Here is a 23,353-nt window from a genome sequence, read left to right as displayed (position 1 = left end):
ATACCGCGAACAGCGCGAAAATCCAGGCCGGCATCGTGGCTCCCTGGCTACTACCACCACCCTGCATCCAGCTCCGGACGCTCCCTCTTCCCGAGCCGGCGACCACTGGACCCGCGAGGTCGCCTGCTCACACCCGGAGCGGCTCCCATCCCATCCTGGGGACGGTCAAGAGGGCGTCACTTCGCACCGAACTGGCACCGGAGTGACGACACGTCACTGGAAGCCGGCCGAGTCGTTCCACTCAGGCACGGGGACGAAGCGCAGGCCCTCGGGAGGAGGCGTGAGGCTCATCACTCTCTCCACTACGGATCCGTGGAAGAGGTGCACGATGTCTTCTTCGAGTCGAAAGGCGAGCCGCTCCTGGAGGGGAATCTCGCGTAGCACCTGCTCGTCGAGCACGAGCCTGCGGATGTCCAGGATGTCTCCGTCGGGGTAGAGGGTGAGCACAGAGCGCTCGCGGTCGACGCACGTGATGCGCCGCCACATGTGGACCAGCCAGTAGCGCAGCACCGCGTCGCCCACCGGGATGTCCGCGGGGACGAACTGCACCCCTGGAAGCCGAGCCGCTTCGAGGGCCTCCTTCAGTCGGGAAGAAACCACCGGCAACGGCAGGCTGTGGTGGTCCACCATGACCGGCTTGGGAGGTATCGGCTCGCCTAGCTTCAGCTTCACGGGCTCCAGCACTTTGACGGGCTCGCCCCCTAGGAAGGCGAGATAGTCCTGGTCCCAGGAGAGTAGCGGGTGCTGCTGGGACCGCGCGCGGAGCAGGACGAAGTATTCGCGCTGCATGGCTACACCCCCACTTGAAGAGTCCTGCGAGGAAGCGGCGCCCCTGTTCGTCCATGCCGGGCATCATGTCGGCGGTCATGAGGGCATGCCCGGCGTGGCTTGTCCTGGATGCTCCTCGCTCCGGCACACCCCATGCCTCCGGCCAGATAGTCCAGCCCATCGGTGGTAATCGTCCATAGCCCGCTGGAGATACTCCCGAGGATTTCCCGGCTCAGAGCGTCGAGTTTCGCGGTGAACAACTCCGGCCGAGCGCAATAGCGACCAGTATCGACCGATCTCGCCACGCGCATGATCTTGCGCTTCACCGCATCCGGATAGGCAAGGTCCATGTCGAAGGCCCAGCCACCCGCGTGGGGCCCGACGTGGACGGGCACGTGGAGCTCGCAGGCCACGGATGACGACGGACATGGAGCCAGGGAACTCCACGTCTGGCTCGCCCGGAACTGTTCGCCGGAGCAATGAACCATGCAATGCGCGACTACGCCCGCCGGCAGCTCACATCGCCATCCTGCGAGCGGATGAACGCCGCGGTCAGCTCGGAGCCCAGCGCCGCGCTCAGCACTTCGAAGGTCCGCCTCCGCGCACCGCCCACCACGGACGGCTGGCTCGCCAGCGTCTCCGGGTGTCTGACGAAGATGTTGTAGCCCACGATGCACCCATCCGCGCGCAGCACCGTGATTCCATCCGTGGCCATCATCCCCCGCAGCAACTGCGCCGTGGCCCGCACTGCCCCGGCCGCCCCGTCACTCGGGTCCGCGTGGTAGCGCTCCAGCAGCGCCACGATGTCCAGCGGCCGCGGCAGGATGATGCCATCCACGAACAGCATCGACCCCGCGCGCTCCCGGGGCAGCACCGCCACCAGCGTCCCGTGCGAGCCCTGCATCACCTCGAACAGCACCCGGCGGAAGAACCCGTGCGCCCGCTCCCGGCTCGCCGTCGCCACGCCGTCCGTGACGGCATCGGCCAGCTCGTTCAGCACCTCCGGCGGCGAGGACGCCTCCACGCGCGCGCCGGACAGGTACACGTGCCGGCACAGCCCTCCACAGCCGCGCAGCTCCAGCACGTTGTCCGCCAGCTGGAGCACCCCCACGACTCCCGCTCCCCCCTCGTCCGCCCGGCGCAGGCGCTCCAGCGGCGTCTCGGCCAGGGGGAAGGGGTCCGTGCGGAACACGCCGTACGCGAAGCCCTCCGGCACCCTCAGCAGATAGAGCGCCCACCAGCGCCCCTGCCCCAGCGGCGCACACTGCTTGAGCGCCCGCTGCACGGTGGCCCGCGAGCGCGGACCGATGCCGATGCCGATGGGGTCATGCCCGCCCAACTGCGCCAGCATCTGCCCCAGGTCGTCCCCCACGAAGGCCATGGGGAACAGCGGGGCGCCCTCCTCGCGGTAGCGCGACAGCGTGACGATGAGCTCGCCGATGGCGTCCGCCGTCTGGGCGCACGTCATGCGGGCTTCGTCCAGGAACGTGCTGACAGCCTCGGTCAGCAGGTGGCGGAAGGACAGGACGGGAGGTGGCGAGCCCGGTGCGGCCGGGTCCATGCCATTCATGACCTCCCAAGCATGACGCATTGTCGCGTCCCGCGCACGGACGGAGTGGCGCCGCGCCCGCCTGCCTGGGGAGCGCGACTCCTGGCTCTCAGCGCGATTGCTTCTTGAGCGTCACCAGGAACTTGCGCAGGGCCCGCCACTCGTCGGCCTCGAAGCCCTGGAGGGTGCGGATGAGGCGGCGCAGCTCCGGCGGGTGCTCGGCGTACGGCGCGGCGGGTTCGGCGGCCTGCCACGGGGCGGGCGGCATGGTGCCGGCGGGCAGTCCCAGCATCCGGTCGGCGGACTCGTGGAGCACGTGGCACAGCCGCCAGAAGGTGGGGATGCTGGGGAAGGCGCGGCCCCGCTCGATGCGGCCGTACACCTCGGTGGCCAGGTCGACGCGCTCCGCCACGTCCGCCTGGGTCAGCTCCTGGCGCATGCGTGCCGCCTGGGCATTCTTGCCCAGCGTCTTCTTCAGTGACGACTTCTCGCGCTCACCGAGCATGCCGCTAGCCCATCCTGTAAAGTTCTGGGCGGTAGATACGACTTAATGGATTGGGAGCACAGGACACGCGGAGTGGGGCTGGCGGCAGGACCCGGCAGGTTGCTGGTGCGGCCCCGATTCCTCCCGTCGGGATGGCGGCCACAACCTCTCAGGACAGCCCCGCCCGCGCCTCGTCCAGCCGCGCCGCCGTGCGCGTCCAGTCGTCGGCCAGCCCGTCGAGGTGCCCCAGCACCTCCGGGAAGAACCGCCCCTCCAGCGCGCGCGCCAGCGTGGCGCCGTGCGCGTCCGCCCATTTGCGGGTGACGCGGGCCCGCACCTGCGCGCCCAGCAGGTCCACGAAGCGCTCCATCAGCGGCGTGGACAGCAGCGTGCCCGCCCACACCACCGCGTCATGGCCGAAGCCCCCCGTCGCCACCGTCACCGCCGCCGCCGCGCCCGACGGCACCGAGTACACCAGCGTCGTCAGCGCCTGGAGCAGCTCCTCCCGCATGCCGCCCTGCAGCTCGGCGCCCACCAGCTCGCGGCAGAAGGCATACAGCGTGGCCCGGTCCGCCGCGTGCGCGTGGAGGGGCTCGAAGCCCAGGGGCTCCTCCAGCTTCGCCAGCGTCACGGGGCCGAAGGCCTCCGCCAGCCTCTCCCGCGTCTGGGCGTCCCCGCGCCAGGCGGCCACCTCGGGCGCGAAGGCGTCCACCAGCTTGCGCACGCCGTCCTTCATCGACGCGTCCACCGTGTGCGTGGGCGTCTCGGCGCCTTCGGGCTCCGGCCCGGTGAAGGACTGGCGCACCTTGCGGCTCACGAAGGTGAGCGCCGTGGCCAGCCCCCGGAAGGGCAGCCGCACCCACTTGTGGAAGTTGCTGCGCGCGTCCAGCTCGTCCCGGAAGGCGTCGATGAGGATGTCCGCCGGCACCGCCTTCAGCGCCGCGTGCGCGCCCACGCCAATCAGCTCGTGGCGCAGTCGCTGCCGCAGCCGCTCGGGCTCCTGGGCCGCTCGCGCCGCCGCGCGCGCCACCACCTGCAGCTCCGCGCGCGCATCCGCCAGGGAGGCCTCCAGGGCCCGGGCCTTCAGCTCGCGCGCATGCTCCGCCTGGCCCAGCAGCGCGGCCAGGGGAGGGCGCCCGTCCAGCGGCTGCGTGGCCAGCGGCTTCAGCCCCGCCTCCACCTCCGGCTGGTGCGGCGCCAGGTAGCGCGCCAGCGGCGGGTGGCCCACGTCCGAGGCCAGCTTGTCCAGGTGCCCGCGCGCCACCTCCTCGCGCGTCGCCTCGTTGTAGACGAGCAGGTACGGCCGCCCGTGCCCCACCGCGGCGCGCAGGAAGTCCACCAGCGCGGCGTTCTGGTACGTCTGCCGGCTCACCACGAACACCAGCACGTCCACGGTGACGAGCAGCGCCTCCGCGCGCTCCCGGTTGTCGCGGTACACGCTGTCGAAGTCCGGCGTGTCCATGACGAGCAGCCCGCGCGGCACCGCGTCCGCCAGCACCAGGTACAGCCTTCCCGCCGGGCCCGGCTGGTCCACCGGCGCCGCGTCGCCCGAGGCCACCGGCACCGTGTCGTACCGCCGCGTGAGGAAGTCCTTCAGCGGCCCCGTCCACGTCTCCGGGTGCGCCGCCGCCAGGCACTGCTTGGTGAGGCCGCCCTCGGGCCGCGCGGGGGAGAGCGCCGCGCCCACCAGCGCATTGAACAGGGTGGACTTGCCCACGTTGTTGGGGCCGGCGATGGCCACCAGCAGCAGGGGCGCGTCGGCGGACCCGAGCCGGGGGAGCAAATCGCGGCGCAGGCGCTCGGCCAGACGGCGCGCCGCGTCCGCGTCGGTGGCGTCCGGGAAGCGCTCGGGAGGGGGCAGCGCGTCCAGGGCGGACGCGAGGGAGCTGCGCAGGGTGTACGGGTCTCTCATCACCGGAAGTCCGCGCACCTCAGCACGCGCCGGGGCCCCTGCCCAGGAGCTTGGAAGGGCGGGTGTCGGCCAGGGACAGAGGCGGCGGGGGCGCGGTAGGGTTGCGCCCATGCGTATCCCTGCCGCCTGCCTGCTCCTGCTGGGGCTCGTCGCCTGCACCGCCGCGTCCACGAATGCGCCCTCGGACGAGGTCCACGCCGGGGCCCCGCTGCCGTTCATCGAGGACGACTACGCCCGCGCGCTCGCGGAGGCGAAGGCGAAGGGGCTGCCCCTCTTCGTCGACGTGTGGGCGCCGTGGTGCCACACCTGTCGCTCCATGAAGGCCTACGTCCTGTCCGACAAGGCGCTGGCCCGGCATGCGGGCCGCTTCGTGTGGCTGGAGGTGAACACCGACCTGACGTCGAACGCGGCGTTCCAGGAGAAGTATCCGGTGGAGTTCTGGCCCACGCTGTACGTCATCGACCCGCGCCAGGAGAAGGCCCTGCTGCGCTTCGCCGGCAGCGCCACGGTGGCCCAGCTGGAGAAGCTCTTCGAGGACGGCGAGCGCGCATATAAAGGAGGCGTCACCGGCGCCGAGGCCCTGTTGGCGCGCGGCGATGCGCTCTACGGAGAGGGCCAGTCGGTGGCGGCCGCCGAGGCGCTGGCGGAGGCCCTGGTGGAGGCGCCCGCGGACTGGTCCCGCCGGGGCCGCGCGGTGGAGTCGCTGCTGACGGCCATGTACGGCGCGAAGCAGTACGAGGCGTGCGCGCGCAAGGCGCTGGAGGAGCTGCCGAGGACGCCGCGCTCGCTGTCCTGGGCCAACGGCGCGCTGATGGGCCTGTCCTGCGCGCTGGCGCTGCCGGCGGACCATGCGGCGGCGAAGGAGCTGCGCGGCGCCACGGAGGCGAAGGTGGCCGAGGCCCTGGCCCCGCCGGCCATCGACATGGCGGCGGATGACCGCTCCGGCCTGTACGAGGTGCGCGTGCAGGCGCGCGAGGCGGAGAAGGACGCGGCGGGGGTGAAGGCCCTCTGCGAGGAGTGGCTGGCGTACCTGGAGGCGGAGGCCGCGAAGGCGCCGAATGCCGACGCCAGGACTGTCTTCGACTCGCACCGCATGCTGGCGGCCATGAAGCTGGGCGCTCCCGAGCGCGTGATTCCGGCCCTCGAGCAGAGCGAGAAGGACCTGCCCCAGGACTACAACCCGCCCGCGCGGCTGGCCACGCTGTACAAGCTGCAGGGCCGGCTGGATGACGCGCTCGCCGCGAGCGACCGCGCACTGGCCCGCGTCCAGGGCTCGCGCCGCCTCACGGTGCTCTCCAACCGCGCGGACCTCCACGTGGCGCGCAAGGACACCGTCGCCGCGGTGAAGACGGTGGAGGAGGCGCTGGCCTTCGCGAAGACGCTGCCCGCGTCCCAGGTGTCGCCGCGCGCGGTGGCCGGGCTGGAGAAGAAGCTCGCGGGGCTCCAGGCGGAGGCCGCGCCGAAGTAGCCGCCCGCGCCGAGGTTGGAGGGGCCATGCGGCACCGTGGTGGGCCGCGCGGCATGCGCGGCTCAGCCCCCTCCGCGTGCGGCGGCGCGAGCGTCCAGGTCGAACAGCTCGAACTCCCCGGGCGGGCACTCGCGCATGCCCCCGTCGGTGAAGACGACCACCGCCTCGTCCGGCCCGGACCGCGCGGGGGCTCCATGCGCGTAGTCCACGCGCACGCCATCCGTGACCAGGTGGCGCACCACGCCGTCGCGCGCCTCCGCCGTGGACAGGCCCAGCAGCTCGCGGGTCTTCTTGTCGCGCGTGTGTCCCACCACCTGCGTCAACCCGGCGGGCAGCCGTCGCGGGTCGAAGCGTCGGCGCGGCGTCTCGCGCACGCGCTCGGCGTCTTCCGGGTGGAGGCTGGGGCGGTGATAGAAGATGCCCAGGCCCTCGCCTCCGGCCGCGTCGCCCGGCCGGTGCAGGCCCGGCACTGCCAGCGGTCCTCCCACCCACGCTCGCACCGCTGCGTCCACCGCCCCGTTCACCGCCTCCGCGACGGCCGCCGCGTCTGCGCGTCTCTCAGCGGGCAGGCCCGTCACGTCCAGGTCCTCGTGCGTGACTCCCGCATGCAGCACCATCAACCCGGGGCCGGCCGCGTACGCGGCGCGAAAGCGCCGGACGCGCAGCAGGTGCTCCACCCAGGCCCGCTGCACCTCACGGAAGTTGCCGAAGTCGCGCGCCACCAGCTCGGCGGCGGGCACCTGGGGCCAGCGGGCGAGGAAGGAGCGCTCCGCCGCTTCGTCCGTGTCGCCGCCCCGGTACGCCCGGTCCGCCTCCGCCTGGGCCTCGGCGAACGTGGCATCCGTGAAGCCGGCCAGCTCCCCCACACGGCCCAGGTCGTGGTTGCCCAGCAGCAGCACCGCCTGGTCGGCCGGGTGCGCGGCCAGCCACGCCACCAGCGCCAGGCCACTGGCCGCCACCGCGTCGCGCTCGTGCGGACGTCCCCAGTCGAAGTGGTCGCCCACCGACACGAGCTGGACGTCGCGCCGCAGCCAGCCGGCGTCACCCAGCAGCCCGTGGTGCGCGAGGATGGCCAGCACGCGCTCCAGGTCCGCCTGCGGGTCGCCGATGGCGAGGCGCCGGCGCCGGGGCCGTCCATCGGCCGGCGTGGAGTGGGGACCCTTCGCCACGGCTTCGTGGGCGCGGGCGACAGCAGCCTGGATGAGGGCGTCGTTCACACCCCCATCCTAGGCTCATGGCCCGGCCTCAGGACGTCTGGAAGAAGCGGGCGATGAGCGCCGAACGACTCTCCACCTGCGCCTTGCTCAGCAGGTGCGTGACGTGGACCTCCACCGTGCGCTCGGCGCAGCCCAGCCGCCCGGCGATGGTCTTGTTCGTCTCGCCCTGGACGATGTGCGTGAGCACCTCCGACTCGCGCGCCGTGAGCGACCAGCGGGCCGACAGCGCGTGCACGCGCGCGGCGGCGCTGGACGCGGTGCCCGAGTCGATGGCCAGGTAGTGCGCCGGCAGGCCCGACGTGCGCAGCGGCGTGAGCGTCAGCGGGCCGGAGCAGGGAATGCCCTGGGCACCCCGCTTGAGCAGCTCCATCAGCTCGGGCTCGCCGCGCTCCAGGCGCACGCGCCCGGCGCTGTTGGCGTGCACCACGCGGCCGCTGGAGCTGACCACCCAGGCCGCACGCCCGAGCGCCTCCATCGCCACCTCCAGCGCGGTGGACATCAGCCCCGACTCGCGCAGCCGCGTCTCCATCGTCAGCCGCCGCTGGAGCGCGGGCGTCAGCGCCTGCAACAGCCGCTGCTCGCGCTCGGTGAAGGGCTCGGCGCGGCCGATGCCCACCCACCCCAGCAGCGCCGGGCCCTCGCACACCAGCGTGCGCAGCCAGGCCATGTTCTCCACACCCAGCTGCCGGAACACCGCACCCGAGCGGGTGAGCGCCCGCTCGCGCACCGTCTCCAGCTCGCCCTCGCTCAGCCCCAGCCGCCGCCCCACCTCGACCGCGGGCAGGTCGTGCAGCGGCATCGTCTGCCGCGCTTCCGTCTCCGCCAGCGAGCGGAAGTGCAGCGCCCGGTTGCGCTGGGCCGGCTCCGGCCGCGCGGGGTCGAACCAGCCCCAAGGGTCGCTGACGGAGGACATGGAGCCCTCGAGCGTCTCATGCACCGTCGCGGCTGGCAGGGGGAAGCCCACGAAGTGCGAGTAGCTCGCGTGGTACCGCTCCGGGCCCACGTCCACGCCGTAGGCCACGGCTCGCTCGCCCTTCAACGCATCACGCAAGGCGCCCAGCACCGTGGGAAGCGACTCCGCACTGGGCTCGGCTTCCGCAAGCAGGACCTCGAGGTCCGCTAGCAGGCCCTGCTCCTCGGAATTCAGACGAATCAAGATTCCCGAAGTATACGCCCGTCAATAGAAGCGCCCAGCCCCCCCGTGACCGATCAGCCCCACCCTGAGTCCGCCGAACGTCCGGGTCAGGACGTCTGTTGCCTCGGGCCTACAGGGTCAGTTCCGACCTGCGGAATTCCCCTGATGGAAATGGAATGAAACCTGACACAAGACTCGCCTGTCGGCTCCCGGGGGGGAGGGCCGCATCCGCCGTGCCTGTGAGCGCGCGCCGGGTGCCCCGCTCCGGGCGCCCGGCGCGCTGCCCCTTCACCGGGCCGAGCGACTGCTGGCACCTCTAGACGGGGCGCAGGAGCCGGGGCAGTCGCCTGGCTGGCACCACCCGCTGCAGGAAGTGCAGCATGCCCAGCCCCAGGTACGCCAGGCCGAACGCGAGCGTCGCCCAGCCAATCCACGCGCTGACGTCGCCGGTACCCAGGCCGACCAGACCCCAGATGGAGAGCGCCACACCCACGGCCCACGGCATGGCGGTGCGGAAGTGAGGACCGCTGAAGGCGGCACCCAGCGCACAGAGGGCCGCCGCGAGCACGCCGAAGCCGAACCACTTCGGCTCGCTGGTGGGGAAGATGGACGCCAGGGCGAGCAGCACGGTGAAGAGACCGACGATGGAGAGTCCCAGGGTCATGACCTTGCTCCATGAAGGCGGAAGCGCTGGGGCAAAGATGGAAGCGCGTGTGCGCGAATCCAAGCAGGTGTGGCCTTCGTAGCGAAGCGCTCCGCCGGTCCCCTGGCGCGTAGCTCCGTGAAACGGCGCTGTCCGTGCGTCCGGCACATTGCTGGCCAGGGGATCCGTCCGCCGTCGCCGGGTCAATACCTACGTGAAGACGCACTCCTCAGGGGAGGCCGGATGCGGAGTCACTGGAATGCCTTGGTGTATGCCGGTGCATGGGGACTCGGGTGTCAGTCGCATCTGGAGCAGGGGGCCGCGAGTGGAATGCTGGAGGCGGCGGGTGGGGCGCTGCCCGTGTCGCTGGTGCTGGGACTGACGGCCGCGCTCGGCCTCTACACGCGGGTGCAGTCGCGGCGCCGTTCCTGGGACGCGCCCGAGTTGGCCCGCGCGGCCCGGCTGTCCCACGAGTACCTGCGCCTGCGCCTCCCCCAGTTCCGCGAGGACGTGGTGCTGGGCGCGGGCCCCACCGTGGAGGAGCTGGCGGGGGTGGTGAACCTGCGCCGCGAGCACGTCCCCCTCTTCGGGACGCTGCTGCGCGAGCACCGCGGTGAGCTGCTGCGGCTGGCGGACGCGAGCACGCTCACGCCCGAGCGCTCGCTGGAGCTGATGCAGCGGGTGGGCGCGCTGGTGCGCGGGGACCCGCTGCTGCGGCGGGATTTGGAAGACGCACTCGTGGCGCATGGGGCGCGCTGAAGCGCGTGCCCGGCTTGACCGCGCCCCGTAAGGGCGGCGTGGAACCAAAGAGACCTCGACGAGGGATGAGATGACGACGAAGAGCTCCGCGAAGCGGGCGCTGTGCATGGCAGCACTGATGGCCGTCTCCGCGTGCCGGACTCCGGGAGCCATGGGGCCGGGGGGCATGAGCGCCTCGGACTCGGGCAACTCCAGTCAGGGTGACTCCAGCCAGTCGGGAGGCTCCAGCGAGGGCAACTCCAGTGACTCGGGCTCGGGCGGGAGCTCGGAGTCCGGGGGCTCCAGCGAGGGTGGCAGCAGCGAGAGTGGCTCCAGCGAGGGGGGCAGCTCGGAGTCGAAGAGCTCGGAGGCGGGCGGCTCCAGCGAGGGAGGGAAGCTGCAGTCCCGGAGCTCGGAGGCGGGTGGCTCCAGCGACAGTGAGACCAGTGAGCGCACCTCGCGCAGCTCCGAGGAGGGCGGCTCCAGCGAGGGCTCCAGCGGGACGGAGAAGGCGGAGGGGGAGGCGTCGCGCTCGCGCTCCGACAACAGCAGCCAGAGCAACAACGACAACGTGGTGTCGGCGGTGACGGTGGGCGTGGTGGTGGTGGGGCTCGGCGTGGTCATCTGGCAGGCGTACGCGGCGGCCGAGCGGCGCAGGGGCGTGGAGCCGAAGGAGCTGGGCCGCACGGCCCAGGTGTACCTGCGCGCGCGCACGCACCAGCTCCGCGAGGACCTGGCGCTGGGAGCGGGCCCCACCGTGGAGGACCTGGCGGCGGCGGCGCGCATCCGCCGTGAGAACCTGGGGACCTTCGGCCGCATGCTGCGCTCGCACCGGAAGGAGCTGCTGGCGATGGCGGACGAGCGCTCCCTCACACCCGAGCGCGCCCTGGCCTGGCTGGAGCGGGTGGGGGAGCTGGCTCGCGCCGACCCGCGTCTGGAGGATGACCGTCGGGCCTTCCTCGCCACGCCCGACGAGGAGGCGACGGCGGAGGTGGCGCATTGATTCGCTGGGCGGCATGGCTGCTCGGCCTCGCGTGCGCGCTGCCGGTGGAGGCGGCGCAGGGGCGAGAGGGGGAACACTCCACCGAGACGTCGCACGAGGCCGAGCAGGCGCTGTCAGAACGCGTCCGCCTCCTGGCGCTCTCCGGCGTGGTGCTCCAGGGAGTCGCGGCCCGGGACGCAGCCCTGGTAGCGGAGGTGGAGGCAGGGCTCCAGGCACTGCCACCCGCGATGCGCCGCCCGCCGGGAGGCCCGCTGGAGCTGGTGCTGCACGCGGAGCCCGCGACACTCGGCATGGGAGACGGCACGCCAGAGCGCCCGGACTGGACGGAGGGCCGTACACGCTTCCACCTCTACAGGTACGCGCCCTCGGACGAGCGCCGAGCCACGCTGCGGCTGTCGAAGCTGACGGACGAGGAAGCCGAGCGACTGTGGCGCCGCCGCGCGGTGGTGCACGCCGTGGTGCAGCGCTGGGACGACGCGCACAGGTGGAGTGACACCCCGGACTGGCGCCGGCTGTCCGGCTGGCTCAAGCCCCTGGAGCGGCCGCTGGTGTGGAAGGAGGAGGCCCGCATCACCTACGCGGGGGCCTTCAGCCGCGCACGAGGCCAGAAGAGCGCCTCGTTGGACCTCGTCACCTTCGCGGAGGAGCTGCTCGTCCCGGCGGAGTCGCTGCGCGCGGACGCGCTGCCGGTGGACGACCAGGTGCGCTGCCAGGAGTTCTCCAAGGCACGGGCCCTGTCGGAGCGGGTGAAGGCCTCCGGCCTGGGCGAGCTGCCGCCCCGTGGCGGGTGCCCGGCCTTCGACGCGTGGGCGGAGCTGGAGTCGCTGTCCCACTTCGAGGTGCTGCTGGTGGCGTCCACCGGGCGCCAGCCGGAGTCCCTCTTCGGCCACCTGCTGCTGCGCCCGGTGTGGCACGAGGGCGAGGTGCCCCGCGGCCCCGCCTTCGAGCGCGTGGTGCAACTGGTGGCGCTCACCGGCATGGAGTCCAGGGGCCTGGGCTACCTGGTGAAGGGCATGACGGGCGGCTACGACACCGTCTTCCTCACGGGGACGATGGGAGACCTGTCCCACGAGGCGCTGGAGCTGGAGCAGCGCTCCATCCGCCGCTTCCGCCTGCGCCTCACCCGCGGCGAGGAGGCGCGGATGCTGGAGCGCGTCTGGGAACTCGAGCGGCGCGGGTACATGGGCTACTACTTCTTCACCGACAACTGCGCGAGCGCGCTCCTCTTCCTCCTCAACGGCGCGCTGGAGGACGGCCGGCGCGTGCGCCCGCCCGCGGCGCTGTGGGTGCTGCCCACCGCCACGCTGGACACGCTGGCGAAGCTGGACGTCCTCGGGCCGGACGGGCGCGCCGGGCCGCTGCTGGAGCACGTGCCGGATGCCTTCGAGTCCACCGGGGACCGCGCGGTGCGCGCGCACGCCGCGCGGGAGGCGGCACTCGCATCCCTGACCGGACAGCTGGGCCCCGCCGAGCACGCGCGGCTCCGGGAGCTGCACGCGAAGCTCCAGTCGCCGGAGCCGGAAGTGCGCCGTACCGCCTACGACGCCCTGCCGGAGGTGGTGCCCGCGGCCCTCGAATCGGCGAAGGCCGAAGCGCGCGCAACGGTGCGCGAGCGGCTGCACGCCTACGTGGCCCACGCGGTGCGGGTGGAGCGCGCGGCGGTGGACCGGGCAGAAGGCGTGCGCCTGGAAATCGAGCGGGCCCGTCTGCTGGCGGTGCGCGTGCCAGTCCCCGGCGCGGCGGAGGCGGGCGTGCGCGAGCGCCAGCGCATCTTCGAGCGTGAGGACGCCCTGCAACGCAAGCTCGCGGTGCTGGACCGCACCACGCTGCTGAAGGACGCGATGGCGGCGGCACCCCGCCGTCCTCCCACGCCGGAGGAGCTGCGCCTGCTGGTGAGGGCCGACCGCACCGAGGCCGCCTTCCACCGGGCCACCGAGGTGCAGGGCGCGCTCAACGACGGAGTGCTGGCGGAGGTCGACCCGGTGGCCTTCCTGCGAGACGACCACCGCGACAAGGTGGCGGCGGAGACGTCCTGGGCCCAGGGCGCGCTGCGGGACTCCGGCGCGGGGCGCACGGTGGTGAGCATGGGCGTGGACTTCCCGGACGTGGGCGGCGCGCGGCCGGTGGTGAGCGTGCGCACCGCGGGCATGGCCGAGGCGCTGGGCGACGCGCGCCTGCATGGCTTCCAGCCGAGCAGCGAGCTGCGGGTGCTGGACGGTGAGCTGTCCCTGGAGCCGCGCCGGGGGGTGCCGAAGGTGGTCTCCTCGGAGCTGACGTTGGTGGGCTACCGCACGCTGCTGCGCGAGCTGGCGCCCTTCCGCGAGTCCGCATGGGACTCATTGGGCTGGGGCGCGGAGGCGCGGGTGGATTCCCGCTCGGCGCGAGCGCTGCCCCACCGGGCGTCGGTCCAGGCCGAGGCGCTGATGGTGCTGGACGAGGGCACGCGCTTCTCCCACTTCACGGCGGTGGGACTGGGCGGCCTGGCCACGCTGCACTGGAGTCGGGACTCGCTGACGCCGGCCGCGGGGCCGCGTGTCTCGGTGGCCCACCGCACGGGCCTGCCGGGCTCGGGCGCCAACGCCGTGCGCCTGGAGGCGGCGTATGCCCCCACCTGGCGCGTGGGCGACGACCACGTCACGCACGAGGCGGGGGCCATGCTCCAGCTGGAGTGGTGGCTGGGGCGCGCGGGGCCCTTCGGCGTGCTGCTCACTCCCCGCGCACAGGTCCGTTGGGAGGGTTCGCTCGCACCTCCACTGCATCGCGAGTCACGGTCTCCGTCGACCTGGCTGGACGGGTCGGCGGAACGACGCCTGGCGCTGGGACTGGAGATGCGCTGAGGGCGACGGGCGTCTGCTGCAGGTAGTCACCGGTCATCAGCGGACGGCTGGCCGAGCCCGCCACCGCGCCGATGAAGGTGCCGATGACGTGCAGCAGCGCCCAGCCCGTGAAGCCCAGGCCGTAGAAGAGGTACGACGAGTGGTTCCGGCTCAGGAACAGGAGGAAGGCGACGGCGGCCGGCACCGCGATGGCGTTGAACGCGGCCGCGCCGAGCGCGCGCTTCAGCTTGCCCGCGTGGTAGCCGCCGAAGGTGCCTCCCATCAGGCCGTTGAACAGGGGAATCCAGAAGAGGGCAAAGCTGGTGATGAACATCGTCAGGATGCTGCCCACGAGGATGCGCCGCTTGAGGACGATGTTCTCCGGCTTCATGCCGATGCCGGCTGGCAGCTCGGCGCGGACGAACTCGTAGTGGGTCTGTCGGGTGTACGCGGGTGGCGTCGGGTCCTGCTCGGGGCGGGTCGGGGTGATTTCAGCCATGGGTCGTGACTCCGGGGACAGGCATGCGCGCGCGGGATGTCCTTGAGGTTGGGATGGCGGGGGGAACACGGAAGGGTTGCTGGCTGTAGCAAGGGGCAGGACGCCCGGTGGGCCCTGGCGCCCTCCTTCCAGTCCTGGACTGGCGGGCGGATGACCTGCGGCTATGCTGCCGCGCCCGGCCGCACCCCTCCCATTCCGCACGGACCTTCCCATGAGCCTTCGCCGCAGCCTGCTGACCGCCGCCCTCGTCTCGACCGCCCTCCTGTCCGCCTGCACCCTGCGCCCGCGCTACAAGGACGTGGTGCAGCCAGGCGCCACCGAGAGCGTGGCGGGGCAGACGGTGGCGCTGCGCGTGATTGACCCGATGACGAACCGGCCCGTGCCGGGCGCGCGCGTGCTGTCGGGCGAGGGCCGCTCGCGCCTGTCCGCCACCAGCGACGCAGAGGGACTGGTGACGCTCCAGGTGTCGAAGGACCTGCTGAAGGACAACCCGCTGGTGGAGGTGGTGCTGCCCCCGGGCGTGAGCCGCTACCGGCTGCAGCTCATGCCGTCCGGCCAGTCCCCCGCGCCGGAAGGGGCGCCCACCGCTCCCGAGACGCCGGCCATGCCCGAGACGCCCGCGACGCCCGAGACGCCGGCCTCGCCCGAGACGCCGGCCTCGCCCGAGACGCCGACCGCTCCCCAGTCGCCGAGCTCGCCCCAGACGCCGACCGCGAGCTCGCCCAACGCCGGCACCTGAGTCGGGTCCGTCATCCTCCGCGCGGGCCCGTGCTTCGGGCCTCGCGTGGAGGGCAGCCGCAGCTTCAGGTGTACCAGCGCACCAGCCGCTTGCCCTGCATCTTCCGGTACTCCTGCAGCCGCATCCGGAAGTCCTCGGTGATGTTCGTGAAGCGCACGCCGCAGCGGCCGCGCACGCGGTCACCGGCGGTCCGCTGCGTCCAGACGATTTCGCCCTGGAAGGGCAGCTCCTGGTCGCCCACCGCGATGGAGCCCTGGACCGCCGTCCCCGGCTTCATGGGCTGGAGCATCTCCGCGCAGAAGCCGCCCTCCGACACATCGTGCGTGTAGATGGGCAGCATCCCGCGCAGCCGGACCGTCAGGCGGTGCGCGAACCGGGGGACCTTGCGGGGCTGAAGCATGGCCGTGATTGTGCCATTTTCCACAATGGATGGAAAAGGGGGCCGCCTCCTGTGCTGGCAGGGGGGCACGGGAGGCTTCAAATCCCTGGAAGGACTGAGAAATCTTCCTGGGGGAAGGAGGCAGGCATGTCGAAGGCGTTCACGAAGGAGGACTCGGGTGGGGAGGAGGGACTGGTCCCCGCGCGGCCGCGCTCGGCCTCGGGAGAGAAGCGCTACATCACCCCGGAGGGGTACCGGGCGCTGCAGGAGGAGCTGGCGGCGGCGCAGGGACCGGACACCGGCGCGGCGGAGCTGACGGCGCTGGAGGCGGGCGTGCGGCGCAAGGAGCGCGAGCGGCGGGTGCAGCAGCTCGCAGCGACGCTGGAAGAGGTGCGGGTGGTGGAGCCCGACGAGTCCCAGGCCGGGCGCGTCTTCTTCGGTGCGTGGGTGGAGCTGGAGGACGAGGACGGAGGCCGGGCGCGCTACCGAATCGTCGGGCCGGACGAGGCGGACGTGAAGGCGGGACGGCTGAGCGTGGAGTCGCCGCTGGCGCGCGCGCTGCTGGGCAAGGAAGTGGGGGAGGCCGTGCTGGTGGAGCGGCCGCGTGGGGCCGTTGAGTACACCGTCACGCAGGTCGACTACGGGGCGCACTGAGGGCAGCGCACGAAAGCGGGCCAGGGAGCGGGCGGCCGGTTATGTTGCGCGCCCATCATCCTGTCTTTCTCGCGGAGCTGCACACATGAGAAGTCTCCTGGCCGTCCTGGCGGTGGTTCCCTCGGTGGCGCTGGCGCAGCTGCCGGACCCGGCGAAGGCGAACGTGACGAGCGCTCCCGTCGCCGGCAACGTGCACATGCTGACCGGCGCTGGCGGCAACATCGGCGTGTCGGTGGGGCCGGACGGCCTGCTCATCGTCGACGACCAGTTCGAGGTGCTGGCGCCGAAGATCAACAAGGCGTTGGACAAGCTGAGCAAGGCGAAGATCTCCTACGTGCTCAACACGCACTGGCACTTCGACCACACGGGCGGCAACGCCGTCTTCGGGCGTGAGGGCCGCATCGTGGCGCACCGCGAGGCGCGCACGCGGCTGGTGGCCGGCGCGGACATGGGCGTGTTCGGCGTCATCCCTCCCGCGAAGAAGGAGGCGCTGCCGGTCATCACCTACGACACGGGCATGTCCCTCTACTTCAACGGCGAGGAGATTCGCCTGACGCACCTGCCGGCGGGCCACACGGACGGCGACACGCTGGTGCACTTCGTGGGCTCCAACGTGGTGCACATGGGTGACCACTTCTTCGTGGGCTCCTTCCCGTTCGTCGACATCCAGAGCGGCGGCTCGGTGGAGGGGTACCTGCGCAACATCGAGAAGGTGCTCCAGACGCTGCCGGCGGGAGCGAAGATCATCCCCGGCCATGGCCCGCTGGCCGGGCGCGCGGAGCTGGAGAGCTTCGTGGCGGCGATTCGCGAGTCGGTGGCGCTGGTGCGCACGAAGCGCGACGCCGGCAAGACGCTGGAGCAGGTGAAGGCGGAGGGGCTGCCGGAGAAGTTCAAGCCCTGGGGCGCCGGCTTCGTCACCCAGGACGTCTGGCTGGAGACGGTGTTCACCAGCCTGGGGCAGGCCCCGGCGAAGGCGAAGGCCGCCGCCACGCCGTAGCACCCACGGCGGTGACGTAGGTTCAGGGGCCTGCCCGTCACGCGACGCGGCAGGCCCTTTCGTTGTCAGCGCCGCGTGGCGATGACGGTGCTGAGCGGGGTGAAGGGCTCGGGGAGGATGCCGTCCCGCACCTCGACGGTGAAGCCCTCCGCTTCGAGCAGGGCGCGGGCGCGCGGCACCAGGAACGTCAGGTAGTACATGACGAAGGGCGGCTTCCAGAGGGCGTTGCGCACGCGCATGGCGGCGTTGAAGCCCTTGGCGAGCCAGAAGCCCGGGCGGAGCTTCGACGGCGGATGCGACGTCACGAAGACGAAGCGGCCGCCCGGACGGAGTGCGCGGGCAATGCCTCTGACGAGCCGGGGCTCGTCCTCCTCGAGGATGTGACCGAAGGCGCCGAAGCTGGTGACCAGGTCGAACTCTCCGTCGAACGGAAGCTCCAGCGCGTCGCCGCGCACGAACTCGAAGCGCGCGGAGCCGGGAGCACCGGAGAGGCGACGGTCGGCCTCCTCGAGCATGCCCTGGCTGAGGTCGAAGCCGACGACGCGCTCGCGCGCGAGGGGACGGAGGAAGCGCATGGCGGCGCCGGTGCCGCAGCACACGTCGAGCGCGCTGCCGATGGAGCCGGGCGGCCCCACCTGCTCGAGGGCCGCCTTGAGCACCGGGTCCGGCGTGCGGAAGGGCGTGTAGTCGAACTTGGGGGCGAGCAGGTCATACCCGCGCTCGACGGAGGTGAGCGCCTGCGCTGCCAGCTCCCGGAGGGTGGGCCCTTGGCGGTGGAACATGGTGCCTCCATGTACCGCATCCACGGTGCGCGCAGGGGACGCGGCGCGGGTACCGTGCGCCCGCGGAGGGGCTGACCTGCGTGGAAGTCGCACCCCGGCAACCCCGCCTGTTTCCAGACGTTTTCGCCTCCTCCCGAGTGAAGCCACCCCGCGGGCGTGGCGGACCGCCGCGCATTGAATGAAACCGGGGGACCCCCGTCAGAAGGTGCAAGCAGGACGACGGAGGTTGAACGACATGGCGCTCAAGATTGGTTTCGCGGTTCTCACTCTCGGCACGATGCTCCTCGGCTCCACGGCGGCTCAGGCGGAAGAGAAGAAGGGCGTGAACGACTGGGCCCACCAGGAAGCCGAGCGGCGTGGCGGCAACCACCACGACGACCGCGGCCACGGCGGCGGGAATGGCTACGGCCACGTCGAGGTCCACGTCCACCGCGACGACTGCCGCCACGGCCCGGCGCCGCTGCCCCCTCCGCGGGCCCGCGGCCGCTACGAGCTGCAGACGGTGAACCGCTGGGTGGAGGGCCGTCACGAGCGCGTCTGGGTCCCCGAGGTCTGCGAGGAGCGTCACCGCCGCCGCTCGCGTGTCACCCGGTGCACCGGTGGCTTCTACGAGAACCGCTGGGTCCCCGCCCGCTACGAGCAGGTGCAGGAGTGGGTCTGGGTGTCCTACGGCCGTGACGGTGGCTACCGCTCGAACCGCACCCACGCCGCCAGCTACTACCCGTAGTCGTCAGCAGGGGGCCATTGGCATCAGGGGGAAACACCAGGGGGAAACACCAGGGGCAAGCAGGGCAGTAACGCGGGGCGCGCTGGACTACGGGGGTAGTCCGGCGCGCCCTGCTCCTTTTCAGCTCACCGGTGCCTTTCCCGTCGCGGCCTGTTAGTGAAGTCGCCGCATGGGGACCGCATTCATCACCGGGGCTGGCATCCGAATCGGCGGCGCGGTGGCCCGGGCGCTCGGCCACGCCGGCTATGACCTGGCGCTCCACGCGAACCGCTCGGTCGACTCGCTGCGCACGCTGGCGGACGAACTCCGGGCGCTCGGCCGCCGCGTCACCCTCCACGCCGCCGACCTGAGCCGCGCGGACGTGGTGGATGCGCTGGGCGCGGAGGTGCGCCAGGCCTGGCCCGCGCTGGACGTGGTGGTCCACAACGCCGGCCTCTACGAGCGCGTGGACTTCGCCTCCATCACCCGCGAGCAGTACCGCACCATGCTCGCGGTGAACCTGGATGCGCCCTTCTTCCTCACCCAGGCGCTGCTGCCCTCGCTGCGCGCCGGGAAGGACCCGCTGGTGGTGCACCTCACCGACATCGGCGGTGAGCGGCCGGTGAGCCACTACGCGCACTACTCGGTGAGCAAGGCGGGGCTCGTCATGCTCACCCGCGCGCTGGCGGTGGAGCTGGCCCCGCACGTGCGGGTCAACGCCGTCTCGCCCGGCACGGTGGCTTTTCCCGAGGACTTCGACGCGGCGGCCCGCGAGGCGGTGCTGAAGCGAATCCCCATGGGCCGCGAGGGCAGCGTGGAGGACATCGCCCGCGTCGTCGTCTTCCTCGCCCGCGAGGCGCCGTACATCACCGGCCAGGTCCTCGCGGTGGATGGCGGCAGGAGCGCACAGCTATGAGTGGAGAGTTCCCCTTCCAGCCGCCCGTGGTGACCTCGGCCCAGGGCCGGCCGCTGGACGTCATCGAGCTGCGGGGCCTCACGGTGGACTGCATCGTGGGCGTCTTCAACCGCGAGCGCTTCGCCGCGCAGCCGCTGCGGCTGGACGTGGCCCTCTTCCTGGACACGCGGAGCGCGGCGACGGGCGGCCGGCTGGCCAACACGGTGAACTACGGCCGGCTCGCTGGCGAGCTGCGCTTCCTCCTGGAGGCGTGCCGCTTCGAGCTGCTGGAGTCCTCGGTGGAGGCGGTGGCGCGCTACGTCCTGGCGCCGCCCACCGGCGACGTGCCCCGCGCGCAGGTGCAGGCGGCCACGGTGCGGGTGACGAAGCCGCACGCGCTGGGCGGGCTCACGGTGCCGTCGCTCCAGATTCACCGCACCGCGGAGGAGATGGAGTACGCGTGGGAGGACAAGCCCTTCGGCCGCGTGGACATCATCCACGAGGGCGCGGGCTATGGCGTGTACCGGCTGCGGGTGAAGCCGGGCGGCACCATCCCCACGCACGTCCACCAGCAGATGGAGGAGAGCGAGCTGGTGCTGGGCCCCGGACTGCTGCTGCAGGGCAAGCCGGTGGAGCGGGGCATGGCCTTCCACTGGCAGCGGGGCTTCCCGCACCGCTACGACAACCCGACGGCCACGGAGCAGACGGTGCTGTGCGTGGACCGGCCGCGCTTCATCCCCGCGGACGAGGTGGAGACGGAGCCGCCCGCGGAGGGCCTGGCGCCCGTCACCGGCTACTCCTACTACCCGCATGAGGCGCCCGTGGCCCCGGGCTCGCCCGCGGAGCGGAGCTCGTGAGCGCGACGGGCACGCGCAAGGTGCTCGTCACGGGAGGCGGCACGGGCATCGGCCGCGCGGTGGCGGAGGCGCTCTTGCGCGAGGGCGGGCAGGTGGTGGTGACGGGCCGCCGCGCACAGGTGCTGGAGTCGCTCGCGCGAGCCTGGCCGGGCAGGGCCTTCGCGCTGCCGTGCGACCTCGCCGCTCCAGCGGAGCGGGAGGGGCTGCTGCGCCGGGCCGCTGGACTGCTGGGCGGGCTGGACGGCCTCGTCCACAGCGCGGGGCAGGTGGTGCACCAGCCGCCGGGCCACATCGGCGAGGACGCCCTGCGCGCGCAGCTGGAGGTCAACCTGGTGGCGCCGCTGCGGCTGGGAGAGCAGGCGCTGGAGGTGCTGGAGCCGGGCGGGGCGGTGGTGTTCGTGGTGTCCACGCTGGCCACGCGGCCCGTCGTCACCAGCGCGGTGTACAGCGCGGCGAAGGCGGGGCTGCTCCAGGTGATGAAGGTGCTGGCGCTGGCGGGGGCGGCGCGGGGCGTGCGGGCCAGCGCGGTGCTGCCGGGCGTGGTGGAGACGGACATGACGCGCGAGGTGCGGCTGGCGCCCGGTGAGGGGCCGCTGCCCGAGCCGGAGCGCGTCCGCCGTCAGGAGGCCCAGCTTTCGGGCCTGCGGGCGCTCCATCCCCTCGGCCGGCTGGGCAACCCGGAGGACGTGGCCGAGGCGGTGCGCTACCTGCTGGGCGCTTCCTGGCTCACCGGCTCGGAGCTGGTGCTGGATGGGGGACTACTGCTCCGGGAGTGAGGTGCGGTATCTAGCGGCGATGCTGCTCGACAGGCGGATTCAGCTCTTCGTGGTGCTCGCGGGGGTGTTCGTCACCTCGCTGGTGGTGGGCGACATCATCGGCGTGAAGCTGTTCGAGGTGAAGTTGGGGCCGGTGCTGGCGGTGATGTCCATCGGCATGCTGCCGTTCCCGGTGACATTCCTCCTCACCGACATCCTCAACGAGTTCTACGGGAAGAAGGCGGCCCGGTTCGTCACCTGGGTGGGCTTCTTCATGGCCATCTTCGCCTTCGTGGTGATTGGCATTGCCGTGCAGGTGCCCTGGGCGCCGCTGACGCGCGCGCCGGACTGGACGGGCGCGGCGGAGGGCTCGTTCAACAACATCTTCGCCGGCTCGCAGCGCATCCTCGTCGCGTCGATGATTGCGTACCTGGTGGGCCAGTTCTGCGACATCGCCATCTTCAACCTGCTCAAGCGCGTCACGCAGAACAAGCTGCTGTGGCTGCGGGCGACGGGCTCCACGCTGGTGTCGCAGCTCATCGACACGGTGGTGGTGCAGTACGTGGCGTGGACGGGCGTGCTGCCCAACTCCACCATCGTCACCATCATCTACACGTCGTACGTGGTGAAGCTGCTGGTGGCGGTGGGGCTGACGCCGTTCATCTACCTGGGCCACGCCCTCGTGGAGCGCAAGCTGGGCATCAAGCCCATCGTGCTGGGTGAGGACGGCGAGCCCATTGCGCCCGTCGAGCCCGGCGGGTCCACCGACGTCTCCTCCCGCGCCGCCTGAGGCCCCTTCACGGCACCAGGCGCTGGAGGAACACGTCCGTGCCGTCGGCGGTCAGCGTCCGGGAGCCGAAGGCGCGCGTGCCGGAGAACATGCCGGCGCCCACCACGTCTCCCTCGGGCAGGAAGGTGGCGGCCCGCAGCCAGGTGTTCGCGCGGCACGGAGACGTCACGTAGTAGCTCTGCCAGCGCACCTCCCCCGCGGGAGACAGGCGCGCCAGCCCCGAGCCACACCCGTGCCGCCACAGCACCGCCGCGCCGCCCTCCGGGTCCATCGCGAGGCGCGCCCCCTCCGCGTCACTCTCCTCCTCGCTGTCCGGCACCTGGGCCCAGAGCGGCTCGCCGTAGGCATCCGCCGCCAGGACGAACACGGTGCGGTAGCAGCTCCCCTGGGCGCAGGGCGCGCGCAGGCTGTCCTTTCCCCAGGTCAGGGGGCCGGTGAGCTCTCCGGTGAAGAGGAAGCTCCCGTCCGGACGGAAGGCCACGTCCGTGAAGCCAGGCGCATGGGGGCCCACCTGCTGCTCCCACCGCACCTCGCCATCCGGTGACAGCCGGGCGATGAAGCCCTGGCTCTCGAAGGGGCTGGTGGGCTTCTGTCCCGCCATCACCAGTCCGCCCTCCGCATCCAGTGCGACGAGGGACGCGGAGGCCATCGCGGGCATTTCCCGAGCCCAGTGCCGGGTGCCTCTGGCGTCGAAGCGCTCCACCTCGAGGCCGTGAGCGACCAGCAGGGCTCCATCCCGGTCCGGAAGCAATGCCTTCACTGGCTCCACGGCTCGGGCCCACAGGGGGCTTCCATCCGGAGCCAGCTTCGCCACGAACGCGCTATCGGTGAGGACGCTCTCTGCCAGCCGGAGCTGGCCGGTCACCCTGCCCGCGAGGAAGACGTCACCCGAGGTGGAGACGGCGAGCAGCGGCGCATCCACGTCCGAGGCCTCGCCCTCGGCCGTGAAGCTCCGGCTCCACAACTGCTGACCGTTCCCGTCATGGCGGGCGAGGGTGAGCGAAGTACCGCCCGGGTCCTTGGAGGTGGCGGGTGCCGAAGCCGACTCGCTCGTCCCCAGCACGAGGACGCCGCCACTCCCATCCGGGGCCATGGCCACGACGTCCTGGCGCCCGGCCACCGCCGTGTGCACCGTCCACCGTGTATCTCCGGGCAGCGGCCCGTTGGGGAGGGGAGCCTCGGGAGGGCCGTTGGGGTCTTCGACGTCCGGCTGGGGCGGGTGTGTCTTTCCGCCGTCACAGCCTGCCGCGAGCGCGGCCCACACGCCCAGCGCCAGCCCCGCCGTGCCTGTCCGCCAACGCCCCATGCCGTCCCCGCTCCCGTCCCCCGCTTCCGGCCGGAGGCAACCTGGGTTCACCTGCCCGTGAAGGCAAGTGCCGCGTCGACAACTGCACGCCGCGCGATACTGGACGCCGTACTCCCACGGGACTTCAAGGCCCGGCGGGTGTCGTACCGGAGACACCGGTCAGCTCGCACCAGCGGGCCACCGTCAGGTCCGTGTAGCGCCCCCGCTCCAGGCCGTAGGCGCCCAGCGAGAAGCCATCATTCCACTCGACGAGCGCCGTCT

22 protein-coding genes are annotated in these 23,353 nt (G+C 72.2%); 12 read left to right on the top strand and 10 right to left on the bottom strand.

Going from position 1 to position 23,353, the window contains the following annotated elements; translation table 11 throughout:
- Positions 1–213 precede the first annotated feature (213 nt).
- The 4 genes from LXT23_RS21190 to LXT23_RS21175 all read right to left on the bottom strand — a co-directional run bounded on the left by LXT23_RS21190 (position 214) and on the right by LXT23_RS21175 (position 4,713).
- Positions 214–789 carry an imm11 family protein gene (locus LXT23_RS21190; protein ID WP_253982031.1) on the bottom strand — a complete coding sequence of 192 codons (576 nt, stop codon included), beginning with the start codon at positions 787–789 and terminating at the stop codon, positions 214–216.
- Between the two features lie 478 nt (positions 790–1,267).
- Positions 1,268–2,338 (bottom strand): hypothetical protein, encoded by a 1,071-nt coding sequence (locus tag LXT23_RS21185; RefSeq protein ID WP_253982030.1) that lies wholly within the window; start codon positions 2,336–2,338, stop codon positions 1,268–1,270.
- An 88-nt stretch (positions 2,339–2,426) separates the two neighbouring features.
- Positions 2,427–2,822, bottom strand: a complete 396-nt coding sequence (locus LXT23_RS21180; RefSeq protein WP_253982029.1) for a helix-turn-helix transcriptional regulator — start codon at positions 2,820–2,822, stop codon at positions 2,427–2,429.
- 148 nt (positions 2,823–2,970) lie between these two features.
- Positions 2,971–4,713, bottom strand: a complete 1,743-nt coding sequence (locus LXT23_RS21175; protein ID WP_253982028.1) for a GTPase domain-containing protein — start codon at positions 4,711–4,713, stop codon at positions 2,971–2,973.
- Positions 4,714–4,822: 109 nt separating this feature from the next.
- Between LXT23_RS21175 and LXT23_RS21170 the strand changes: the two genes are divergently transcribed.
- Positions 4,823–6,181, top strand: a complete 1,359-nt coding sequence (locus tag LXT23_RS21170; protein WP_253982027.1) for a thioredoxin family protein — start codon at positions 4,823–4,825, stop codon at positions 6,179–6,181.
- Between the two features lie 62 nt (positions 6,182–6,243).
- On the opposite strand, the gene LXT23_RS21165 is transcribed toward LXT23_RS21170, so the two are convergent.
- The 3 genes from LXT23_RS21165 to LXT23_RS21155 form a co-directional block, all read right to left on the bottom strand.
- A complete protein-coding gene (locus LXT23_RS21165) occupies positions 6,244–7,398 on the bottom strand; it encodes a metallophosphoesterase family protein (protein ID WP_253982026.1) in 1,155 nt (384 codons plus the stop codon).
- 28 nt (positions 7,399–7,426) lie between these two features.
- The gene (locus tag LXT23_RS21160) at positions 7,427–8,554 is read right to left on the bottom strand and encodes a helix-turn-helix transcriptional regulator (protein WP_253982025.1); all 1,128 of its coding nucleotides are present in this window, start codon (positions 8,552–8,554) and stop codon (positions 7,427–7,429) included.
- 295 nt (positions 8,555–8,849) lie between these two features.
- Positions 8,850–9,197, bottom strand: a complete 348-nt coding sequence (locus LXT23_RS21155; protein ID WP_253982024.1) for a hypothetical protein — start codon at positions 9,195–9,197, stop codon at positions 8,850–8,852.
- A gap of 309 nt (positions 9,198–9,506) precedes the next feature.
- Between LXT23_RS21155 and LXT23_RS21150 the strand changes: the two genes are divergently transcribed.
- The 4 genes from LXT23_RS21150 (at position 9,507) to LXT23_RS21135 (ending at position 14,971) form a co-directional block, all read left to right on the top strand.
- Entirely contained in the window at positions 9,507–9,935 is a 429-nt protein-coding gene (locus tag LXT23_RS21150; RefSeq protein WP_253982023.1) for a hypothetical protein, read from the top strand.
- Between the two features lie 70 nt (positions 9,936–10,005).
- The gene (locus tag LXT23_RS21145; RefSeq protein ID WP_253982022.1) at positions 10,006–10,917 is read left to right on the top strand and encodes a hypothetical protein; all 912 of its coding nucleotides are present in this window, start codon (positions 10,006–10,008) and stop codon (positions 10,915–10,917) included.
- On the top strand, positions 10,914–13,754 hold the full coding sequence (locus tag LXT23_RS21140) for an Lnb N-terminal periplasmic domain-containing protein (RefSeq protein ID WP_253982021.1): 2,841 nt from the start codon (positions 10,914–10,916) through the stop codon (positions 13,752–13,754). Before LXT23_RS21145 ends, LXT23_RS21140 begins: the two co-directional genes overlap by 4 nt.
- A 689-nt stretch (positions 13,755–14,443) precedes the next feature.
- Entirely contained in the window at positions 14,444–14,971 is a 528-nt protein-coding gene (locus LXT23_RS21135; protein ID WP_253982361.1) for a hypothetical protein, read from the top strand.
- 64 nt (positions 14,972–15,035) lie between these two features.
- On the opposite strand, the gene LXT23_RS21130 is transcribed toward LXT23_RS21135, so the two are convergent.
- Complete coding sequence (locus LXT23_RS21130) at positions 15,036–15,371, bottom strand: PilZ domain-containing protein (protein WP_253982020.1); 336 nt, start codon at positions 15,369–15,371, stop codon at positions 15,036–15,038.
- A gap of 126 nt (positions 15,372–15,497) precedes the next feature.
- On the opposite strand from LXT23_RS21130, the gene LXT23_RS21125 reads away from it, so the two are divergent.
- Positions 15,498–16,004 (top strand): GreA/GreB family elongation factor, encoded by a 507-nt coding sequence (locus tag LXT23_RS21125; RefSeq protein ID WP_253982019.1) that lies wholly within the window; start codon positions 15,498–15,500, stop codon positions 16,002–16,004.
- 85 nt (positions 16,005–16,089) lie between these two features.
- The gene (locus LXT23_RS21120; protein WP_253982018.1) at positions 16,090–17,001 is read left to right on the top strand and encodes an MBL fold metallo-hydrolase; all 912 of its coding nucleotides are present in this window, start codon (positions 16,090–16,092) and stop codon (positions 16,999–17,001) included.
- A gap of 65 nt (positions 17,002–17,066) precedes the next feature.
- On the opposite strand, the gene LXT23_RS21115 is transcribed toward LXT23_RS21120, so the two are convergent.
- On the bottom strand, positions 17,067–17,783 hold the full coding sequence (locus LXT23_RS21115) for a class I SAM-dependent methyltransferase (RefSeq protein ID WP_253982017.1): 717 nt from the start codon (positions 17,781–17,783) through the stop codon (positions 17,067–17,069).
- Positions 17,784–18,018: 235 nt separating this feature from the next.
- On the opposite strand from LXT23_RS21115, the gene LXT23_RS21110 reads away from it, so the two are divergent.
- From LXT23_RS21110 to LXT23_RS21090, 5 genes are all read left to right on the top strand, one after another.
- Positions 18,019–18,510 carry a hypothetical protein gene (locus tag LXT23_RS21110; RefSeq protein ID WP_253982016.1) on the top strand — a complete coding sequence of 164 codons (492 nt, stop codon included), beginning with the start codon at positions 18,019–18,021 and terminating at the stop codon, positions 18,508–18,510.
- A 169-nt stretch (positions 18,511–18,679) separates the two neighbouring features.
- Entirely contained in the window at positions 18,680–19,405 is a 726-nt protein-coding gene (locus LXT23_RS21105; RefSeq protein WP_253982015.1) for an SDR family oxidoreductase, read from the top strand.
- Positions 19,402–20,241, top strand: a complete 840-nt coding sequence (locus LXT23_RS21100; RefSeq protein ID WP_253982014.1) for a dihydroneopterin aldolase — start codon at positions 19,402–19,404, stop codon at positions 20,239–20,241. Before LXT23_RS21105 ends, LXT23_RS21100 begins: the two co-directional genes overlap by 4 nt.
- Positions 20,238–21,017: an SDR family NAD(P)-dependent oxidoreductase gene (locus LXT23_RS21095; protein WP_253982013.1), complete on the top strand. Its 780-nt coding sequence runs from the start codon at positions 20,238–20,240 to the stop codon at positions 21,015–21,017. The genes LXT23_RS21100 and LXT23_RS21095 overlap by 4 nt, the downstream gene beginning before the upstream one ends.
- A 19-nt stretch (positions 21,018–21,036) precedes the next feature.
- Positions 21,037–21,786: a queuosine precursor transporter gene (locus tag LXT23_RS21090; protein ID WP_323379070.1), complete on the top strand. Its 750-nt coding sequence runs from the start codon at positions 21,037–21,039 to the stop codon at positions 21,784–21,786.
- A gap of 7 nt (positions 21,787–21,793) precedes the next feature.
- Here LXT23_RS21090 and LXT23_RS21085 read toward each other — a convergent pair whose 3' ends face one another.
- Positions 21,794–23,092, bottom strand: a complete 1,299-nt coding sequence (locus tag LXT23_RS21085) for a PQQ-like beta-propeller repeat protein (protein ID WP_253982011.1) — start codon at positions 23,090–23,092, stop codon at positions 21,794–21,796.
- Positions 23,093–23,353: the final 261 nt, after the last annotated feature.

The sequence above is a fragment of the Pyxidicoccus xibeiensis genome (assembly GCF_024198175.1).
GTDB lineage: Bacteria > Myxococcota > Myxococcia > Myxococcales > Myxococcaceae > Myxococcus > Myxococcus xibeiensis.
This window is presented reverse-complemented; position numbering and strand designations above follow the sequence as displayed.

Coding starts and splice junctions, on each gene's coding strand:
- LXT23_RS21085 (WP_253982011.1), bottom strand. CDS start 23,092: ATGGGGCGTTGGCGGACAGGCACGGCGGGGCTGGCGCTGGGCGTGTGG.
- LXT23_RS21145 (WP_253982022.1), top strand. CDS start 10,006: ATGACGACGAAGAGCTCCGCGAAGCGGGCGCTGTGCATGGCAGCACTG.
- LXT23_RS21175 (WP_253982028.1), bottom strand. CDS start 4,713: ATGAGAGACCCGTACACCCTGCGCAGCTCCCTCGCGTCCGCCCTGGAC.
- LXT23_RS21105 (WP_253982015.1), top strand. CDS start 18,680: ATGGGGACCGCATTCATCACCGGGGCTGGCATCCGAATCGGCGGCGCG.
- LXT23_RS21130 (WP_253982020.1), bottom strand. CDS start 15,371: ATGCTTCAGCCCCGCAAGGTCCCCCGGTTCGCGCACCGCCTGACGGTC.
- LXT23_RS21090 (WP_323379070.1), top strand. CDS start 21,037: ATGCTGCTCGACAGGCGGATTCAGCTCTTCGTGGTGCTCGCGGGGGTG.
- LXT23_RS21155 (WP_253982024.1), bottom strand. CDS start 9,197: ATGACCCTGGGACTCTCCATCGTCGGTCTCTTCACCGTGCTGCTCGCC.
- LXT23_RS21100 (WP_253982014.1), top strand. CDS start 19,402: ATGAGTGGAGAGTTCCCCTTCCAGCCGCCCGTGGTGACCTCGGCCCAG.
- LXT23_RS21135 (WP_253982361.1), top strand. CDS start 14,444: ATGAGCCTTCGCCGCAGCCTGCTGACCGCCGCCCTCGTCTCGACCGCC.
- LXT23_RS21190 (WP_253982031.1), bottom strand. CDS start 789: ATGCAGCGCGAATACTTCGTCCTGCTCCGCGCGCGGTCCCAGCAGCAC.
- LXT23_RS21115 (WP_253982017.1), bottom strand. CDS start 17,783: ATGTTCCACCGCCAAGGGCCCACCCTCCGGGAGCTGGCAGCGCAGGCG.
- LXT23_RS21125 (WP_253982019.1), top strand. CDS start 15,498: ATGTCGAAGGCGTTCACGAAGGAGGACTCGGGTGGGGAGGAGGGACTG.
- LXT23_RS21120 (WP_253982018.1), top strand. CDS start 16,090: ATGAGAAGTCTCCTGGCCGTCCTGGCGGTGGTTCCCTCGGTGGCGCTG.
- LXT23_RS21170 (WP_253982027.1), top strand. CDS start 4,823: ATGCGTATCCCTGCCGCCTGCCTGCTCCTGCTGGGGCTCGTCGCCTGC.
- LXT23_RS21180 (WP_253982029.1), bottom strand. CDS start 2,822: ATGCTCGGTGAGCGCGAGAAGTCGTCACTGAAGAAGACGCTGGGCAAG.
- LXT23_RS21185 (WP_253982030.1), bottom strand. CDS start 2,338: ATGAATGGCATGGACCCGGCCGCACCGGGCTCGCCACCTCCCGTCCTG.
- LXT23_RS21110 (WP_253982016.1), top strand. CDS start 18,019: ATGGCGCTCAAGATTGGTTTCGCGGTTCTCACTCTCGGCACGATGCTC.
- LXT23_RS21150 (WP_253982023.1), top strand. CDS start 9,507: ATGCTGGAGGCGGCGGGTGGGGCGCTGCCCGTGTCGCTGGTGCTGGGA.